Source organism: Scrofimicrobium canadense, assembly GCF_009696615.1.
Lineage (GTDB): Bacteria > Actinomycetota > Actinomycetes > Actinomycetales > Actinomycetaceae > Scrofimicrobium > Scrofimicrobium canadense.
In genome coordinates, this window is record NZ_VULO01000008.1 from 146,284 (window position 1) to 164,814 (window position 18,531).

General features: G+C 54.5%; 15 protein-coding genes, 1 rRNA gene and 2 pseudogenes. 9 read left to right on the top strand and 9 right to left on the bottom strand.

Annotated features, from left to right (window positions below):
• A complete protein-coding gene (gene rpoB / locus FYJ24_RS07870) occupies window positions 1-3,480 on the bottom strand; it encodes a DNA-directed RNA polymerase subunit beta (protein ID WP_154545245.1) in 3,480 nt (1,159 codons plus the stop codon).
• Between the two features lie 368 nt (window positions 3,481-3,848).
• Between rpoB and FYJ24_RS07875 the strand changes: the two genes are divergently transcribed.
• A complete protein-coding gene (locus tag FYJ24_RS07875) occupies window positions 3,849-4,337 on the top strand; it encodes a hypothetical protein (RefSeq protein WP_154545246.1) in 489 nt (162 codons plus the stop codon).
• Window positions 4,330-4,965, top strand: coding sequence for a YggS family pyridoxal phosphate-dependent enzyme (locus tag FYJ24_RS07880; protein ID WP_154545248.1), 636 nt, complete (start codon window positions 4,330-4,332; stop codon window positions 4,963-4,965). The genes FYJ24_RS07875 and FYJ24_RS07880 overlap by 8 nt, the downstream gene beginning before the upstream one ends.
• Window positions 4,966-4,973: 8 nt before the next feature.
• Here FYJ24_RS07880 and FYJ24_RS07885 read toward each other — a convergent pair whose 3' ends face one another.
• Window positions 4,974-5,867 (bottom strand): variant leucine-rich repeat-containing protein, encoded by an 894-nt coding sequence (locus tag FYJ24_RS07885; RefSeq protein WP_206192587.1) that lies wholly within the window; start codon window positions 5,865-5,867, stop codon window positions 4,974-4,976.
• 101 nt (window positions 5,868-5,968) lie between these two features.
• On the opposite strand from FYJ24_RS07885, the gene FYJ24_RS07890 reads away from it, so the two are divergent.
• Entirely contained in the window at window positions 5,969-6,949 is a 981-nt protein-coding gene (locus FYJ24_RS07890; protein ID WP_206192588.1) for a Gfo/Idh/MocA family protein, read from the top strand.
• Between the two features lie 83 nt (window positions 6,950-7,032).
• On the opposite strand, the gene FYJ24_RS07895 is transcribed toward FYJ24_RS07890, so the two are convergent.
• Complete coding sequence (locus FYJ24_RS07895) at window positions 7,033-8,487, bottom strand: amino acid permease (RefSeq protein ID WP_206192589.1); 1,455 nt, start codon at window positions 8,485-8,487, stop codon at window positions 7,033-7,035.
• A gap of 270 nt (window positions 8,488-8,757) precedes the next feature.
• Here FYJ24_RS07895 and FYJ24_RS07900 point away from each other — a divergent pair, with 270 nt between their 5' ends.
• Together FYJ24_RS07900 and FYJ24_RS07905 are read left to right on the top strand one after the other, a co-directional pair.
• Entirely contained in the window at window positions 8,758-9,006 is a 249-nt protein-coding gene (locus FYJ24_RS07900; protein ID WP_154545254.1) for a type II toxin-antitoxin system prevent-host-death family antitoxin, read from the top strand.
• A gap of 59 nt (window positions 9,007-9,065) precedes the next feature.
• Window positions 9,066-9,272, top strand: a complete 207-nt coding sequence (locus FYJ24_RS07905) for a type II toxin-antitoxin system RelE family toxin (protein ID WP_404814708.1) — start codon at window positions 9,066-9,068, stop codon at window positions 9,270-9,272.
• Window positions 9,273-9,422: 150 nt separating this feature from the next.
• On the opposite strand, the gene gnpA is transcribed toward FYJ24_RS07905, so the two are convergent.
• The 5 genes and pseudogenes from gnpA to FYJ24_RS12965 all read right to left on the bottom strand — a co-directional run bounded on the left by gnpA (window position 9,423) and on the right by FYJ24_RS12965 (window position 14,826).
• Window positions 9,423-11,669, bottom strand: coding sequence for a 1,3-beta-galactosyl-N-acetylhexosamine phosphorylase (gene gnpA / locus FYJ24_RS07910; RefSeq protein WP_154545258.1), 2,247 nt, complete (start codon window positions 11,667-11,669; stop codon window positions 9,423-9,425).
• Between the two features lie 48 nt (window positions 11,670-11,717).
• Window positions 11,718-12,537, bottom strand: a pseudogene (locus FYJ24_RS07915) (carbohydrate ABC transporter permease).
• 110 nt (window positions 12,538-12,647) lie between these two features.
• Window positions 12,648-13,602 (bottom strand): annotated as a pseudogene (locus FYJ24_RS07920) (carbohydrate ABC transporter permease).
• A 75-nt stretch (window positions 13,603-13,677) separates the two neighbouring features.
• Window positions 13,678-14,262 carry a type 2 periplasmic-binding domain-containing protein gene (locus FYJ24_RS12960; protein WP_225872071.1) on the bottom strand — a complete coding sequence of 195 codons (585 nt, stop codon included), beginning with the start codon at window positions 14,260-14,262 and terminating at the stop codon, window positions 13,678-13,680.
• A 114-nt stretch (window positions 14,263-14,376) separates the two neighbouring features.
• Window positions 14,377-14,826, bottom strand: coding sequence for an ABC transporter substrate-binding protein (locus FYJ24_RS12965; RefSeq protein ID WP_225872072.1), 450 nt, complete (start codon window positions 14,824-14,826; stop codon window positions 14,377-14,379).
• A gap of 368 nt (window positions 14,827-15,194) precedes the next feature.
• Between FYJ24_RS12965 and FYJ24_RS07930 the strand changes: the two genes are divergently transcribed.
• The 4 genes from FYJ24_RS07930 to FYJ24_RS07945 all read left to right on the top strand — a co-directional run bounded on the left by FYJ24_RS07930 (window position 15,195) and on the right by FYJ24_RS07945 (window position 18,168).
• On the top strand, window positions 15,195-16,385 hold the full coding sequence (locus FYJ24_RS07930; RefSeq protein ID WP_154545260.1) for an ROK family transcriptional regulator: 1,191 nt from the start codon (window positions 15,195-15,197) through the stop codon (window positions 16,383-16,385).
• Between the two features lie 86 nt (window positions 16,386-16,471).
• The gene (locus FYJ24_RS07935) at window positions 16,472-17,554 is read left to right on the top strand and encodes a tellurite resistance/C4-dicarboxylate transporter family protein (protein ID WP_206192590.1); all 1,083 of its coding nucleotides are present in this window, start codon (window positions 16,472-16,474) and stop codon (window positions 17,552-17,554) included.
• 56 nt (window positions 17,555-17,610) lie between these two features.
• Window positions 17,611-17,835, top strand: coding sequence for a Dyp-type peroxidase domain-containing protein (locus tag FYJ24_RS07940; protein WP_154545300.1), 225 nt, complete (start codon window positions 17,611-17,613; stop codon window positions 17,833-17,835).
• 153 nt (window positions 17,836-17,988) lie between these two features.
• Complete coding sequence (locus tag FYJ24_RS07945) at window positions 17,989-18,168, top strand: hypothetical protein (RefSeq protein WP_154545264.1); 180 nt, start codon at window positions 17,989-17,991, stop codon at window positions 18,166-18,168.
• Window positions 18,169-18,236: 68 nt separating this feature from the next.
• Here FYJ24_RS07945 and rrf read toward each other — a convergent pair.
• Window positions 18,237-18,353: ribosomal RNA gene (rrf, locus tag FYJ24_RS07950) — 5S ribosomal RNA — on the bottom strand.
• Window positions 18,354-18,531 lie beyond the last annotated feature (178 nt).

Below are 18,531 nucleotides of genomic sequence, written 5' to 3' on the forward strand. Positions count from 1 at the left end.
TCAGATCGCTTCGATAGAGCTGGCAGTGTGCGGGCGGACATCTAGGGCAATCCCCAGTTCTTCACCTGCACGCATATCCTCTTCAGATTCCTTCAGGTCAATGGCATTACCCTCAGCGTCTAACGCGTCAACCGCGAGACAGAGAGAACGCATTTCCTGGATGAGCACGCGGAAGGATTCCGGGATGCCGGGTTCGGGAATGTCTTCACCACGAACGATGGCCTCCCACACTTTCACACGACCAGACGTATCGTCAGACTTGATGGTGAGGAGCTCTTGCAGAGCATAGGCGGCGCCATACGCTTCCAACGCCCACACTTCCATCTCACCGAAACGCTGACCACCGAACTGTGCCTTACCACCCAACGGCTGCTGGGTAATCATCGAGTACGGGCCAGTTGAACGTGCGTGAATCTTGTCATCCACCAAGTGGTGCAGCTTCAGCATGTACTTGTATCCCACCGCAATCGGGTAAGGGAATGGTTCACCGGAACGTCCGTCGAAGAGCTGGGCTTTACCAAGTTCGTTCACAAGGCGCTTGCCGTCGCGGTTCGGACGGGTTACCGACAGCAGACCCAAGAGTTCATCGGCTTCTAAACCGTCAAAGACGGGGGTAGCCACAGTGGAGCCTGGGTCAGCTTTGAGCGCGTGGTCTGGCAGACGACTTGTCCACTCAGCCCCCTGGCGCTTCGCTTCTTCAGCGTCCCACCCCTCATGAGCAATCCACCCTAGGTGGAATTCGAGAACCTGGCCGACGTTCATACGACCGGGAACACCCATCGGGTTCAAGATGATATCGACTGGGGTTCCATCTTCCAAGAACGGCATGTCCTCCACGGGCAAAATCTTAGAAACAACACCCTTATTTCCGTGACGACCAGCCATCTTATCACCAATGGTGATCTTACGACGTTGCGCAACGTAGACGCGAACAGTCTGGCGAACGCCCGGAGGCAAGTCATCCTCGTCCTCATTGAATTCGCGAACGCCAATGACGATGCCTTCAGCCCCGTGAGGAACTGTGAGCGAGGTGTTGCGAACTTCGCGGGCTTTCTCGCCAAAGATAGCGCGCAGCAGGCGCTCTTCCGAGGTCAGCTCAGTTTCACCCTTCGGGGTGACCTTACCAACCAGCAGATCGCCAGCGCGAACCTCAGCGCCGATACGCACGATGCCGCGCTCATCCAAGTCGGCCAAAGATTCCTCAGAAACGTTGGGGATATCGCGGGTGATCTCTTCGACACCCAGTTTGGTTTCACGGGCGTCGATCTCGTATTCCTCAATGTGAATCGAGGTGAGAACGTCGTCTTCCACCACGCGGCGCGAAAGAATAATCGCGTCCTCATAGTTGAGGCCTTCCCAAGACATGTAAGCAACCAGCAGGTTCTTACCGAGGGCCAGCTCTCCACCGTCGGTCGCAGGACCGTCAGCAATCACTGCACCAGCAGTAATAACGTCACCTTCAGAAACCAGTACGCGCTGGTTGATGCAGTTACCGGGGTTAGAGCGCTCAAACTTTTCGAGGCGGTAGACGTCGCGTCCACCCTCATCGTTAGCGACAACAACCAGGTCAGCAGACACCTCAGTGACAACACCAGGGTTGCGAGCAAGAATCATATCGCCCGCGTCTTCAGCTGCGCGGCGCTCCATGCCGGTTCCCACCAAAGGAGCTTCAGTGGTCAGCAACGGAACAGCCTGACGCTGCATGTTTGCACCCATAAGCGCGCGGTTAGCGTCATCGTGCTCAAGGAATGGAATAAGCGACGTACCAACAGAGACCATCTGACGTGCAGACACGTCCATGAAGGTGACCTTATCGGCAGTAACCAGCTGAGGATCCTCACCAGCAATACGGCATAGGACATACTTCTCAGCAAAAGTCCCATCCGGGTTCAGACGAGACGATGCCTGAGCAATGTACTGGCCAAACTCGTCATCAGCCGTGAGGTAGCGAATCTCATCGGTCGCGCGTCCGTCACGAACAATGCGGTACGGAGTCTCAATGAAACCGAATGGATTGATGCGAGCGAAGGTTGCCAGCGATCCGATCAGACCAATGTTCGGGCCTTCAGGAGTCTCAATGGGACACATGCGTCCGTAGTGTGATGGGTGAACGTCACGAACGTCCATGCTGGCGCGGTCACGGGATAGACCACCAGGCCCTAGAGCAGACAGACGACGCTTGTGAGTCAAACCTGCAAGCGGGTTGTTCTGGTCCATGAACTGTGACAGCTGTGAGGTTCCGAAGAACTCTTTGATAGCTGCAACCACAGGACGAATATTGATCAGTGAGGTAGGAGTGATCGCCTCAGCGTCCTGTGTGGACATGCGCTCACGAACAGTACGCTCCATGCGCGACAGTCCTGTGCGAACCTGGCCTTGGATCAGTTCACCGACGGCGCGAACGCGGCGGTTGCCGAAATGGTCAATGTCGTCACTTTCGACGCGAACCTCAATCGGCTCACCATTCTTCATGCCTGCAACGGTCGATTCACCCTCACGAAGTGCCAACAGGTACTTCAGCGCAGCAACAATGTCATCCAGAGTAAGCGTGGATTGGCGGGGATCAAGATCCAAGCCGAGCTTCTTGTTGATCTTGTAGCGGCCAACCTTAGCAAGGTCATAACGCTTATCAGCGAAGTAGAAAGAGTTCAGCAGGTTTTCACCAGCTTCACGCGACGGTGGCTCACCCGGACGCACCTTCTTGTAGATGTCGATGAGGGCCTCGTCCTGGTCCTTCGCAGAATCCTTGCGCAGGGTTTCCAGCATCACTGGGTAATCGGCGAACTCGGTTTCAATCTCAGCTTCAGTAAGGCCTAGTGCCTTCAGGAAGTGTGTTGCCGACAGCTTACGGCGACGGTCAATACGCACGCCCACTGCGTCGCGCTTATCGATTTCAAATTCCAACCAAGCACCACGCGATGGAATGAAACGAGCAGAGAAAATGTCGTGTTCAGAGGTCTTATCAACCAGCTTCTCAAAGTACACTCCCGGAGAGCGCACCAACTGAGAAACAACAACACGCTCAGTACCATTAATAATAAAGGTACCGCGGGGAGTCATCAGGGGGAACTCTCCCATGAAGACAGTCTGCTTCTTGATTTCCCCCGTGTCTTTGTTGAAGTACTCAGCTCTGACATACATCGGAGCAGCGTAGGTCATGTCCTTCGCCTTGCACTCTTCAATCGAGTACTTAGGTGGCATGAGCTCAGGATCCTGGAATGACAAGGACATTGTTTCGCCCAAGTCTTGGATCGGAGAAATCTCAGCGAAGATCTCTTCTAGTCCCGAAACGTCAGGAACGTTATCATTCCCAGTTTCTTTTGCAAGAGCCACCCGGTTCTTCCATGCGTCGGAGCCCAAAAGCCAGTCAAAGCTTTGAGTCTGAACGTCAAGAAGGTTCGGGGGCTGGAGTGGTTCATGAAGTTTCGCGAAGCTGATGCGAGTCTTAGGCTCGTATGCGGCATTCGAACTGGCAGCCAAAGGGTGTTCCTTCCCAGCAAATGGTCTCGCGCACACGCACCCCGATCCCTAACTGACGCTGCCGTCTCCCGCTTGGCGCTTTTCGGCGGAAGGATACAGCTCACCTCGGATACTAGGGCGCAACTATCTATGTTAGGGTTGATTCTTTGCTTGAGCAAGGGGGGCTTGGGGTGATCTTGCTCTCGCTCTCCCCTCTCTCCCTCACCACGTACGGGGTCATAAAACCGTACACGGAGCCGTATATCACCCCGGCAACTACCACATCGCCCAGGCTATGGTTAATATCGTGGTGGAGGATGCCACCACGCACTAAGTACAGATTGCGGCAAGTGATTACTTAACGTCCTTTCAGGACTAGAATGCCGCTCATGCATCAATTGTGCGCTATCTCCGCAGAGGACTACGTTGCCGCAGCGCAAGCACACGGCATCACCCTGCGTGCGGAGCAAGATCCTCTCCACGAGGACGACGACCCCTCCCCTAAGCACTACTGCTTGACCTGGGGTGACTGTGCTCTCGTCTATCTGCGTGAGTATCAACTCAAAGGGAAAACCATTCTCTGGGCGCCGGACGGTCCTCTCTGGTTCGCGGACCCCTCGGCATCCAAAGAAGCGGCCTTGCTCGACGCGCTGCAGCAATTCGCTGTCTCACAGACCAAAGCAGTTGCACTGCGCTTACACACCCGACACTCTCACGATGAGGAATACCCCGCGTACGGGGACGAACAGGTCTGGGAGCGTCTTCCTGCCAAAGACTATCCGCTGCGCCCCTGGTATCGCTTCCTGCGGTGGCGCACCGGACTGATCGATGTCTTCCGTGAACCGCCCGCATCCACCTCGCACACCACCAATGAGTAACCTTCACACAGTTCTAGAGAACATTTCGCGCGCCGCCCAAGCTGCCGGACGCAGCCCCGATGAGATCACGCTGCTTCCCGTCACAAAATACTATGACCTGGCGCAGATTCAAGAGCTCATCGACGCTGGGGTGACCCGCATGGGAGAAAACCGACCCCAACAATTAGCTGAGCGCGCCCAACTATTCCCCCAGATCAACTGGGTGATGATCGGGCGGCTACAGACCAACAAGGCGGGACTCATTGCTCGTTATGCGTCCGAATGCCAATCAGTCGACTCGGTGCGTCTTGCCCGCGCATTAGACCGGCGTCTGGACCGAGCGCTTCCCATACTGCTGCAGGTCAACATCAGCGGCGAAGAAAGCAAGACGGGTTTTGCACCCCAGCAGGTCCCGGAGGCCCTCGAGGTCGCGGAAGGTCTTGAGCACCTCGATGTCCGAGGATTCATGACGATGGCACCACACAGCGACGATCCGACTGTTGCTCGCGAGACTTTTCGCAAGCTGCGAGAACTCCGTGACAAAGTCGCCCCGACTCTGCCGGAGCTCTCTATGGGAATGTCGGGCGATTTTCCGCAAGCGATAGCCGAAGGGGCCACAATAGTACGCGTTGGAAGTGCCCTTTTCTAAGCCGATGTTTAGAAGGTCTGGTACCCAGCCCTCGCCAGGGTGAAACCCGCTCCTGTCTTCTGATTCCAACATGTCATCCCTGTTTCTTCGACCGTGCAGGCAAAATCCCCGTTGACAGTGGTCTGCCCGTATTGAAGCTCATAGAAACGATCGCCTACATTCCCCAAGAAGCTCTGCCCACAACGTTCTTCCACTCCCTGGGTGGTTGTCGCAATGGAGTACCAGGTCGCGTCGGCGCTGCAACCCCCAGACCCAAAATCTCGGTCCTTGATGGAGCAGTAGGCTCCGTCGGAGCGCAGTTCGCAGGAGATATTCTTCGACGGAGTATCAACTTTCGCCTCGCGAAGAGCGTTCGCAGGGGCCGGACGCACATACCGCTGTGGCGACTGCTCCAGTTCTTGCACCGGTGCGGTCTGCTGCGAGTCCTCACTTTGTCCTGAGTTATCCGACGCAGTCCCGGACGCGCCCTGCGACTGAGACGACTGAGTTCCGTCGGCGACTGGGATTGACTCGCCGCTGCCGCGGGGCCACAAAATGACCGCCAGCACGATTGCCACCAATGTAACTGCTAATGCGGTAAGTCCGACAACAGCGATGGTTGACATGGGCCTGCGTGCCGGTGTCGGCGCCGCTGCCCCCGCCGTTGGTAGGGGTGCTGGCATCATGGTCGGCGTAGGTTGATACGGCTCAGGCACAGGTGCTTGACGCGCAGGAAAAGCCGATTGACGCAGTGGCGGCTGAACCGCAGCTTCGGACGCGATACGCGCACGCACCTCGGGTGGACATGACGGATTCTGCGCAATCACGGGCCGCAACTCTGGGTAGCTGGCTGCCAACTGCGATAAACGTTCAGGGGACGTACTGGGGTTTCTTGCGTCTTGCCACTCTTCCTGGCTGGCCACATTTCCTCCTTGCTCGTGCATCCAGTCTATGCCGGGCACCGCGCGCCCCCCTAGTTGAAAGCAGTATGCTAATGCACGAATCAGCCAACAAGGAGAACCCCATGACCGTGCGCATTGGCATATTAGGAGCAGCCAATATTGCTCCTACTGCTGTGATTGTTCCCGCTAAAGATCATCAGGATATCGAGGTAGTTGCGGTGGCAGCGCGCCAGCGTGACCGCGCTGAGGCTTTTGCTACCGAACATAGCATTCCGCAGGTTCTTGACGACTACCAGGCGGTGATCGACTCTCCCGATGTGGACGTTGTGTATATTCCGACACCAGCGGCTCTTCACGGCCGGTGGACTCTGAAAGCCATCAAAGCGGGCAAACACGTGCTGTGCGAAAAACCCTTTACCGCTAATGGTGAGGAGGCTGAGGAAGTAGCGCAGGCAGCCCGGCACCGCGGGGTCGTGGTCATGGAGGCAATGCATTCGCAGTATCATCCGCTGTGGCATGAGGCTCTTACTGCGCTGCGTAGCGGGGAGATCGGCACTGTCCTAGAGGCCTCAGCAGTTTTCGATGTGCCGATTCCTGATCGCGGTGATATTCGGTGGAATCCGCAGCTTGGTGGCGGAGCCCTCATGGATTTGGGAGTTTATCCGCTGACACTGCTACGGTATTTGTTCGGCGACTTGGATCTCATATCTGCTAAAGCGGAAGACATTGATGGTGTCGACTATTCGCTGGAGGGGCACTACAAGAGTGGCGCTGGCGCAGATGTTGCTCTCTTTACTTCTATGGAGGAGGGCACCTCAGAGGTCCAACGTCTAGTTGTTCGTGGCACTGGCGGCACCCTCACCCTGGACCATTTTGTTCATCCACAAGGCGGGGGATCGCTTGTGATTGATGGAGACGGGGGGCACCGTGACGTTCTAGCTGAGGGTGCGTCCAGCTATTCGCACATGTTGGGTGCCCTTGCCGCCGCAGTACAGGGCGGTGGCACAGTTCCCACCGATGCACAGGCTGCAGTGCAGACGATGCATGCTATTGACGAGCTATACCGCGAGGCTGGGTTGGAGCCTCGCAGGCCGCTTGCCTGAACCTCCCCATCCGTCAGCTGCTGGTTATGTGCCTGTTATGAAAGACCACAGGTCGCAAAAACCCAGCACCTGATGGGCGAAGGCTATGAGCGCGCCAAGTCCGCGGTCTTCGGATCGACCTTCGGAGCCTTCGTCACCAGCTTATGGACCGCCCACAGCCCAAAGAACAGCGGCAAACCAATATAGCTGGATATGAGCGCCGTGAAATCGTGGGACCCAAAAATGGCATCGTAGCCTTGCCCGAGGATCACCACGGTACACATGATGAGCGCAACAACGGGGCCCGCTGGATAGAACTTGGCGCGGAACGGCAAGTCTTTCGGGTCATTCCCCTGGGCCACGTAGGCGCGACGGAACTTCCAATGCGACCATGCCACGCCCATCCAGGTGATGAAGCCAGCAAGACCCGAGGCGTTAACCAGCCACACGTAAGCATTACCGTCGCCCACCAGCGAAGACATGAAACAAGCAGCGCCGATCAGTGTTGTTGCGATGAGGGCAGCCATCGGTACGCCTCGCTTATTCGTGCGCCCCAGGAAACGCGGCGCTTGTCCCCGTTGCGCTAGTGCGTAGAGTGTCCGCGTTGATACGTAGAGACCTGAAGTTCCCGCAGACAGGACCGAGGTGAGAATGACTGCGTTCATCACAGCTGCGGCCGCAGCGATACCGGCCCGTTCAAATACAAGCGTGAAGGGAGATACCGAAATATCTTCAACTCCTGCACGCAACAGGTTTGGATCAGTATAGGGAATCAGGAAGCCAATGACTGCAATGGCACCGATGTAGAACAGGAGGATGCGCCAAAAGATAGTGCGGATTGCCCGGGGAATGTTCTTCTCGGGGTCTTGCGCCTCTCCCGCCGCCACAGCAACCATCTCAGTTCCTTGGAATGAGAACCCGGCAACCATGAACACCGCCAGGATGCCCATGCCTCCTCCGACGAAAGGCGCCTCCCCGACTGTCCAGTTCGTAAACCCTGGAGAGGCGCCACCCATCACTCCGAAGATGGTGAGTACCCCCAGGATCAGGAACAGGATTACTGCAGCCACTTTGATGAGGGCAAACCAGAATTCACTTTCCCCGTATCCCAGTGCCGAGAGCGCATTCAGTCCGAAGAGAATCGCCAGAAAGATAGCAGACCATATCCAACCGGGCACCGTTGGGAACCAAAATTTCATGACCAAGGCCGCCGCGGCCAGTTCAGCGGCAACAGTAATTGCCCAGTTGTACCAGTAGTTCCAGCCGATTGCAAAACCGAAACTGGGGCTGATGAAGCGGCTTCCGTATTCTCCGAAGGATCCTGCAACTGGCAGGTATGTGGACATTTCGCCCAGGGATTGCATTAGCAAGTACACCATGAGTCCAATAACGACATAGGCGACTAGCGCCCCGCCTGGCCCCGCGGTTGAGATCGTTTCACCGGAAGCGACGAAGAGCCCCGTACCGATCGCTCCACCAATGGCAATCATCGCCATGTGTCGGGCTCGTAGCTTGCGGTGCAACGAGTTCTCTTCGATAGCAAGCTTGTCTATGGCCATGCTGGCTCCTTCAGAAACAGTGCTAACCCCGACACTTCACAGCTATCTGGTCGGTTTTCATCCTGAGCGTAGCGAAAATTGTATTGATGTGGTGCGCCGTTCCAGTTTTGGAGGACAGGTTCGTTGCAAATCCCCCCGAATAAAACAGTGTCCCGGTGACAAATATCTAACTGCCACGGGTATTAGGACGCTGTCATGTGCGCGAGGCGCATGCACTGGCGCTTCCCCTCTAACCTTACGTACATCTTGTACAAGACGTACTATGTTGTTATGACTTCGGTTACCCTTTCCCAGTTCCGCGCGCAGCAGAGCGAATACATTGCTGCTGCGCAGCGAGAACCTGTTGAAATCACCTCACGCGGAGTTGTCCGGCGCGCGGTCGTCGTATCTCCTGACTTCTTCGACCGAGCTTTGGAAGCACTGGAAGACCAGAGCGACATTCAAGCAGCAGCGCAGGCCCGCAATGAATCCGCGCCACGTGTTGGACATGCTGATGTCATGGCTGAGTTTGGCCTGTAAGGTCCGAATTACATTTCAAAATAACGTACGCGCACTCCGCACTCTAATCTCTACGCAAGATCGACCGCGCTTCTGCACAACGCATTCTTCGCTCCATTGATGCGTTGGCAGCAAACCCATGCCCTAGAGGCTGCAAACAGTTGAAAGGAGGCTCTGGGGAACTACGTATCCGCGTCGGAGATTATCGCGTGGTCTATGAGGTTATAGACAAGGAAATCGTGATCCTCGTGCTCAGTGTTGGCCACCGGCGGGAGGTATACCGCTGATGCGAGGCCTCCTCAGAGTAGGCTTCGAACCCTGCTAAGCCCGTTCCTGATTGCTCTCCTACAGTAATTCCATCAATTACAGTCGTTTGTCCCCATTGCAAATGCCCTGGGGACAAACATACACATCGAACCGCGCGCGGGGGACCGAAATCATGAAGCGTCTGAGATTTCTCCCCAGCGCCCTTCCATTGGCTGCAATGCGAGTTCAACGCATAATCCGTGCCCGCTGATCATTGACGTCACAGACTCCAGGGTGTTGTTGTAGGCGTAGTAGCAACCTTGTTGCGGATACCAAGCAACTTCAACCGCACTATTGCTGCTGGCCAGCACGTGGTCCCAGTTCTTTTCCTGTTTGGCCGCCCACACTAGCGCTCGATGCAGTAGCCGCGAGTTATCCGAGGTGTAGGGCAGTCCAGCGCAGTAGACTGCTCTTCCCTGGCCAAACTCGTTGACAGCGAGGCGAATTGAACCATCACTTTCATACAGGACTTTTGCACCAAGAGAGACGATATCGCCTGGGTCTTCTCCGAAATCATAAGGCTGAGGAATGTCGGTGGTAATGAAGTGCGAAGATGCAGCATGGTCACTATAGCGGTCCGTTGACAGGCCCCAACCTATTTCTTGATCCACACCAAAGACATCCGCAAGCGCAAACGTCGTTCCGACCTCTCCGTCACGCGCAGTGGGTGATCCAACTCCGATAAGTCCACCTCCGGCATATACGAATGCGCGCAGGCGTTCTTGTAATGTGATGTCATTCCAGGCGGGTCCGCCGCTAAAGGCAGTTCCACGCGCGCCAGCGTTGATGATGACGTCAATGCCTGCAAGGGCATGAGGATCGTTTATGACCTCATCGAAAGAAATGAAGCGAACCTCAAATGGGAGTCCTGCAAGGGACTCGATCACCCCCTGATAGCTGTAGATCTGCTTGTACCACAGGGCGTGTGCGACCATGTGCGTTTGCCAGGTTCGCAGTGCCCCCCATGCGTTAAGGATCCCTATAACGGGTTGCGCGTTTGCGGGACGATGGCCTCCACTGCGCTGATGAATTTGCCTAAATTCGTTGATGATCTCTTCAACGCGGTCAATAAAATCTGGAAATTTCATGGCGAGGGACAGGTACCCTCCGTAGCCAATTCTGTCGAGCGGCGATCGCACTATTGCCCGCCGGGCCGCCAGCCATGACTCGTTAGCTTCGGCGACGGGATCGCCGCCTGGAGAGAATACGTCGGGGAAGAAGTAGGGCAGGAACCGGCCTTCCGTGTAGCGAACACCTGGTATATCGGAGATCATCCGGCAGGTGGCCGCTGACCCCACTGAGCCAACAACTGCATCGAGTCCGATCTCGGAAAAGTATCTTCCGTAAGGTTCGGTGCCTATCCAGTTGTCGCCAAGGAACATCATGGCTTCGCGCCCAGCGTCGTGAACGGTTTTCACTAGGGTTTGTGCCTGGCGGCTCACGCGGCGTGAAAGGAAATCTACCCAGTCGAGGAACTGCGCACGGGGCGGCCTGAAGGGAGAGTTGTAATATCCGGCATCAACGAAGTCTTCGGGCGTGAGCGCATATCCGTATTCTTTAGCAAAATCTTCAAGTGCCGGCACTGAAACGGACGCTGAATACCCGAACCAATCGACATATTTTTCTCTGGCACGATCATCAAAAGTCAAAGTGAAGTGGTAGAAAAAAGTTGTGAAACGGACAACGTCAACTTCTGGATGGGACTGTAACCACTGGGATAAGGATGACTGCACACGCTCCCAGGTGCGAGGATACGCAACGTCGTAGGGTCGCGATTTCACGCGGTTGGGATCTTTTGCCCACTCGTTGGTCAAGTAGTTGTAGATCTGAGTTGAGTCCCAAATCTGTTTGGCCAGGAAGTTCACGGTGTAGACATGGAACGGTTCTGGATTAGCGATGGTGACGATCGCTGACTTTGCTTCAACGGGAAGTTCACCAACGAGTCTGACTGGGTCTCGTAGAGGAAGTGGCGCGGCATCAACCACTGACCAGGACTCGTGGGGCAAGGTCTTGCCAGTAGTCCTGTCGATAACCTGCCAGTAGCGGTTAATGTCAGCGGTAGGATCGGGGGCGAACTGCGCTGGCAAATAGCCTTCCATAACGTTGATGGTGAGGGGTGCGGATGACGGCGCCGTCGTGGGCGTTGACATCAGGAACTGGCGGACACGCTCTTCGCCAGCAAGGCTTGCCCACTCTTCGTCGCCTCGCGCGCAAAAATATGTGGCATAGACCTTAGCTGATTCATCGATTACCCAGTCGGGAAGTTCTGTTCCATCTAAGTTTCGCACCGCGTCTGCTCCCAGGCGTTGCATGAGCGCGCGGATCTCTTCATCTAGTCCCCGCTCAATGGGTAGAGTGAGGCGTAAATCGTTGGTCATTGTTTTCTCCAAATCAGGTCAGCGAAGCATCGAGCTTCGCTGCGCGCGTTATCCCTTGACTGCTCCTGCTGCAAGCCCCGCCTGCCAATACTTCTGTAGGGTCAGGAATAGGACGATCAGTGGGACTACTCGAAGGAGCGCACCCAACATGACGGCACCCTTTTGCGGAGCAAAATAGCTCATCATTCCATACAATCCCAGCGTGACCGGTTTGATCTCAGCTGAGCTCACCATCATCAGGGGCAAAAGAAAGTTATTCCAGGTGGCAACGAAGATGAAGAGGAAGATTGTTACCATTGCTGGTCCTAAAAGACGCAAAACAATGGTGAAGAAGATTCTTGCTTCTGAGGCTCCGTCGATGCGAGCAGCTTCCAGGAGTTCCGTTGGAACTGAAGAGTCGGAATACACCATGCCAAGGAACACCCCAAAAGGTGAGACCCAACTGGGAATGATGATGGCCCAGACGGTATCGGTCATGCCAACAGAGTGAAAAACAATGTAGAGAGGTACCGTCAAAATCGCGACGGGGATGAGCATACCGATCATGATGAATGCAGTGGCGACTTTTTTGCCGCGGAACTGGAACTTAGACAGCGCGTAGCCGCAAGCAACCGAAATGAGAGTACCTATGATCCCAGCAGTAAGAGAGTAAAACAGCGAGTTCCCCACCCAACGCCAGAAGAGACCCTGAGTCCAGGACATCAATTTTTCATAGTTTTCAGCAAGATTGATGGTGCCAAACCAAAAGCCATTCGTCGAGGTGAGCTCGGCATTCGTCTTTGTCGAGGACAATGATCACCCAGATGATCGGCAAGAGGAAATAGAGTAGAGCCGCAATCAAAACCACGAGGGTAATAGTCCTAGCCAGTGATGAGGGCTGGAGTGATTTGGGAGGAAGGACACGCCCCGACGAGTGAGTAGTTGTGGCCTTGCGTTTCCTTGCGTCAGGACGTTTTTCTATGAGTTCTTCGGTGGTACTCACTTGCTGAACCTCCTTTGAGCAAATGCGTAAAGGACAGCTAACAGACCTGCGATGATCGCCATGACGATGGAAACAGCAGAGGCAGGACCATCGCCAGAGGGTGAGATCGTCCCCATCATCGTGTTGTACGACATCATCATTGGCGTGTAGTCCTTCCCCATCCACGGGTTGACGGTTTCCATCACTGTCGGTTCGTTGAAGAGTTGGATGGTTCCAATAATCGACAAGAGCACTGAGAGAAGTACTGCGCCGCGAACCATGGGGATTTTTACGTGGCGGGCAGTCTGCCATCCACTAGCCCCATCGATATATGCCGCATCATAAAGCTCGTTCGGAATTGACTGTAAGGCCGCAAGAAAAATCAGCATGTTATAGCCGGTGTATGTCCATGTGGTCATATTGGCCATCGATGCCAGGATCATTCCTGACCCCATGAAATCTATGTGAATACCTATGGACTCAAGCCCTTTTACAAGCGGAGAGATTTCAGGTGTGTAGAGGTAAAGCCACACCATCGCGGCAACGATCCCTGGGATCGCGTAGGGAAGGAAATATCCCAGACGATACACCGTGACGTGCCTGGTGAGAAATGAATCAAGGAGGAGTGCCAGCCCCAAGGCCATGAGCGTCATCACCGGTATCTGGAATAGTGCATATCCGATGACACGCCCCATACCTGCCCAAAACCGGCCGTTGGTGAGAACTTCTTGATAGTTGTGAAATCCGACGAATACATCTTGCGATTCACCTCCGCCGAAAAGGCCCCCGCCTTTGGGTTGCGCTTTAAAAAAAAGACGAATATGCAGAGACGCAGATGGGAATGAGGAAGACGACGGCAAATGAGATGAAGAATGGCAGTGCGAAACACCATCCTGTGATGCTCTCACGCCGCTCTCGACTGTGAGATTTACGCGGTGTTACTGGGGCGGTTTTTGCCGCTGTGACCGGCAAGATAGTCTCCTAAAGAATCGACTGTTGTCGAGGCGGGACACCACTGATGAGCATCCCGCCCCTGACTGTAATGTTCTACTCAGCTACTGGAAGACCGTTGTCTTTGAGTACCTGAACTGAGGTATCTTGCGCAACCGTGAAGACGTCGGCTACCGACCCGCTGCCGCTTCCAGCCGCTGCAGCAGCTTCCATCATCTGCGCACCAACTGCTGAGAAGAAGGGCATGTACCCAAAATCAGCGGTCATATTGGCATTGGCCGTTGCTAGTTCTCCGTAGATGTCTTGGCCACCATAGAATTTCTGCAATGCTTCTGGGGTCTTCACGTCACCGCGAGCGGCTACGACAAGTCCTTGGCTGACTAGGTCATCAATTTGCGTGTTGAACCAGTTGTTAAACTCCATGGCCTGTTCAGGGAAAGCACACCCCTTCATCACTGCCACACCTGAGCCGCCGTCGGGTCCGGTCAGAGCGCCCGCCCCGAAATCAGGAATCTGCGCCACTGCCCACTGTCCGTCGTTAGCGGTACCCGCCATCGTATCCATGAGCAAAGGAGCCTCCCACGCAGCACCGATTGTACCGATGAGCTGCTGATCAACAAGGGCTTTGCTAAAGGCTTCTCCCCAGCGTTCTAGCGAGACCACTGTCTTATCGTCAAGCATCTTTTGCCAGAAAGAAGCGACCGTTTCGGAGGCTTTGCCATTGGCATCTACCTTCCACGCATCATTTTCGGCGTTATACCAGCTACCACCCGCGGCAGCCGACTGAGCTGAGAGTCAGTATTGCGCCTCGTCCGGCTGAAAAGCGGCGATGTATTTGCCGTTCTCGGCGGCTTTCGCAGCAGCAGCCTGGAACTCATCAATAGTGGTGGGGACCGAAATACCAAGCTCATCAAAAGCGGCCTTGTTGTAGTAGTAGACCAGTGGGCCAGTATCTTGTGGAAGACCAACTACGGTTTCCCCTACCTTCATGAGTGAGAAAGCCCCGGCAAAGTTCTTTTCGTATTCTTTTGCGTACTCAGTGACGTCTTCCGTCATTCCCTTGACGAACATCTCGGGAACCTCACCGTATCCAAGCTGAGCTAGGCAAGGCCCATTGTTCGCTTTGATATCAGTTTCCAGCTTTTTGATCATCTCAGCAGCTTTGCCATCAGATTTCGTGGCTGAGACCTGAATATCAGGATGTTCGGCATTCCACTTGGCAACAATTTCATCAACTTTGACCATGCCATCGCCATCTGGCAAACGGTGTAGGTATTCGATGGTCGCAGCTTCGCCAGCCTCGGCCGACTGCGATCCTGAAGAAGTAGATTGCTCCGTTTTATCCCCAGAGCCCTAGCACGCGGCAAGCACACCCGAACCTAATGTGAGCACGAGGCTCAGAGCCATAGTCTTTCGTAACTTACTGGTATTCACCCTTGTCTCCTCAATATGTGCATCCAACTAGACCGGGACATGACCTAGTTCCTGATATTCCTCAGGTGAAAGCCTTTTGACGTCCACATTGACCTATTATTTAAAGACTCTTTCCATAAGACTCTTTTGTTCGTATAGAGGCGTCCCCTTGCGCAGCGCAAGAACAGAAAGGCAACAGAATGGTAACGGAGCATCTTCGGCGCCCAGCAAGCCCCAGTTCTATGCGCTCGTGGAATGAATACGTCGTGTTGAACAAGCTGACATCCACTCCTCAGCGAATCTCCGAGCTCACACTCAGCACCGGTCTCACAGCACCCGCCTTAGGGGACGTGCTGCGGGGGCTCCAAGAAAAAGGATGGGTGCGCTCAAGTGAGCCAGACACGCCTGGACGTGGAAGGCCAGCTCAACTGTATTCACTACGTCAGCCCCAAGGGTGCGTGGTCGGGGTTGACATCGGTGCACACGCGGTGAGACTGACAGTACTCGATTTATGGGGTAAGCAACTGGGAACTGCCGAAGATAGGCTGACTCCCGCAGCAAATACTGAACAGCGCCGGAAAACAGTCAAGCATCTTACCGTCGACCTTTTACAGAAGCTTGGCAACCCCGCCGTGTGGCTGACCGTCCTCGCCCTACCTGGCCACGTGAGTGAAGATGGACGCGTCGTTGATTCTGTGGTGGTCCCCGAATGGCACGGTGCCTATCCGGCAGATATTTTTCGCGATGTCTTCTCCTCGCCGATCATCGCCCTTAACGACGTGCGTGCAGCAACGTGGGCAGAAAAATGTATTGGCGCTGCGCAGCAATACTCCAATATGCTCTTTGTAAAGCTGGGACGCAGACCATCGTTGGGCCTCATTGTCGATGGGAAACCACAACTAGGTTCCCATGGGATTGCTGGTGACCTTTCACGCAGCACTCTTCTTCCCTCTGAAGAACACATTGACTGGCTTTCTTCCCTCCCCCAAGAAGATCCCCTGCACGAGACAATCATTGCCGGCCTTGAAGGAGATACTTCCGCAATCGCACGAGTCAAAGATTACGTAGAGAGCATTTCTGATGCCCTCATTCTTGCAATCTCTGTCATTGACCCGGCTGTTTTTGTTCTAGCTGGACCGCTCACTCCACTGGCGCCGCACTATCTCCCCGCATTGAAGACAAAGATACGCCAGGCAGTATCTATTCCACCTGTAACAACGGCTTCTACTCTCGACCAGTTTGCAAGTGCGCAAGGAGGTGCGTTGATCGGAATTCACAGACTGAAGACCGCGCTAACGTCCCCTGAAACTGGGGTCAAACCTCTTACACGCTCAGGATTCCAAGAGCAGCTTGAGCAGGACGCTCCCCCTTTCCCACGTACGGGGTCATAAAACTGTACCCGGGGCGGCATACCGCCCCGGCACCTACCACATCGCCCAGGATGCGGTATAAAGAACTAGAGCCTAAGGAGAAGTGCATGCATCAGTTGGCACACACCATTCGCACTTGGCAACCAGCCACCTTTTCCTTCGTCATGGCTTCAAGCGCATTATCGATTGCTTTGCATCTAGTAGGCTACGCATTTCTCTCTGAGGTGCTGTGGGCAATCGCTGCTTTGGCTCTCCTTGTGATTTCATGCCTATTTGTCATTCGCCTCATCATTGGATGGCAGTCAGTACGCACTCAGTTTGCAGACCCCACCACCGCTTTCGGTTTCCTCACCATTCCCTCAGCTTTTGCAGTACTGGGATCACGCTTCGCCTTTGCTGGCATGTGGACGTGGGCTTTTGCCCTGTGGGTTTGCGCAACCGTAGTGTGGCTACCACTAAGCTATGCCGTGCCCTGGTCGGCCATCGCACATACCCACGGATTCTTCGGTACCACTACTCCAACATTTACCCAAGAAACCAGCGCGGGAAACCACCTGCTGACAAAAGTCAATGGCAGCTGGTTTTTATGGACCACTGCGGCGGGAACAGTAGCAATGCTCAGCGCGTTGGTCGCTGGCCGATTCTCGGGGTTAACTCAAGAAGCCCTCGTTATCGTGGCACTTATCGGGTGGGCAAGTGGTTTGGCCCTCTATGCAATCAGTGCCGGGCTGCTATCAGTGAGAATTCTGCGATACGGAATCCCACCTAAGGATCTAGGTCCTTCATTTTGGGTGGTCATGGGATCTCTTGCAACATCAGGTTTAGCTGGGGGGGAAATCGCACTTCTAGCACAAAGAAGTAATCTGGCAGCCTCTGTACATGATGTAGCAGCGAATATTTCCGTTGCACTGTGGGGAATTGCGGCGTGGCTCACTGTAGGACTAATACTTCTTAGTGCGTGGCGCCTCTGCGTGAGGCGTATCCCCGTCAGCTACAGCATTGAGCTGTGGTCACTGGTCTTCCCTATCGCCACCTTTGCCTCTATGTGCGTGCGAGTCGGAGTCGTCACATCATCAGACCCACTCCATACTCTGGGCCACGCATTCACGTGGGTAGCTCTGGCCGTTTGGACCATCGTGGTTATCGACGGCATCATTCGCCGCCTAATAAAGACGCCAAGAGCTGACTGACCAGTCCCAAGTGTAAGATAGCTCGGGTAGGTCGGGACTGATGCTCTATAAGTGTGATGCTTCTAAGCACAGTCCCTCGTCGCGGATACAACTTTGTCGATAGAAACGATGAGTTAGGCCGTTTGGACGCTGGACTGTTTTTCATAGCCTACGTCAACGATCCAGACCGCTTCGCACAGGTTTTCAAGAATATGTCACGTGATGACATGTCTATTGAGTACCTCAAAACTACTGCCACATGTGCCTTTATCGTCCCTGCGGGTATTACTGAAGGAGAATAGGTGGGGCATCGCTTGTTCGAGGCGACGGTATAACCGCTTTGTAAGTAAGTGCTGCTAACACGTGAACTCATCTGTAGAAAATCGCTGTCTTGTGGAGATTTCTCGTAAATCCAGAATACGGAAAATAGCCAAAACGCGGTCACTGTACATTCGATGACCGCAGCAGGTCCCAAGAAATACGAAGAGAATTTTGTTCTTGCGCTAGCCATCTTCGGAATAAAAAGATCCCCTCAGGGGACTTTGGAGGAGGTTGCCGACAAAAATTTGGCGTGTCCCGCACTGGAGTACTGGACTATTTTGGCTCAAAAGTTCGATCCATGGGCCAATACATAGTGTGTGTATGGTATTAAAGCGAGATAGCCCCGCACCGTGTGGTGTGGGGCTATCTCGGTTTGGTTGGTTTTGGGGGGTGTGCTTTTCTCCCACATCCTCTCGGGTGCAGTACCTTTGCCGTTGGCCAGCTTAGCTTCCGGGTTCGGAATGGGTCCGGGCGTTTCCTGGTCGCTGTGACCCCCCAAAGTGGGTCTACCGTTTTCTGTATTTATTTTTCCGTGGCCCCCCTTTTTTTGGGGGGGGTTGGGTTGGTAGTGATGTTGTATAGTGGTTGTTCGCGTCAGGTTGTTATGCGTGTTTTGTTTGTTGTTTAGTGTTGGCCGATTAGTACCAGTCAGCTTGGAACCCCTTGCGGGGCTTCTA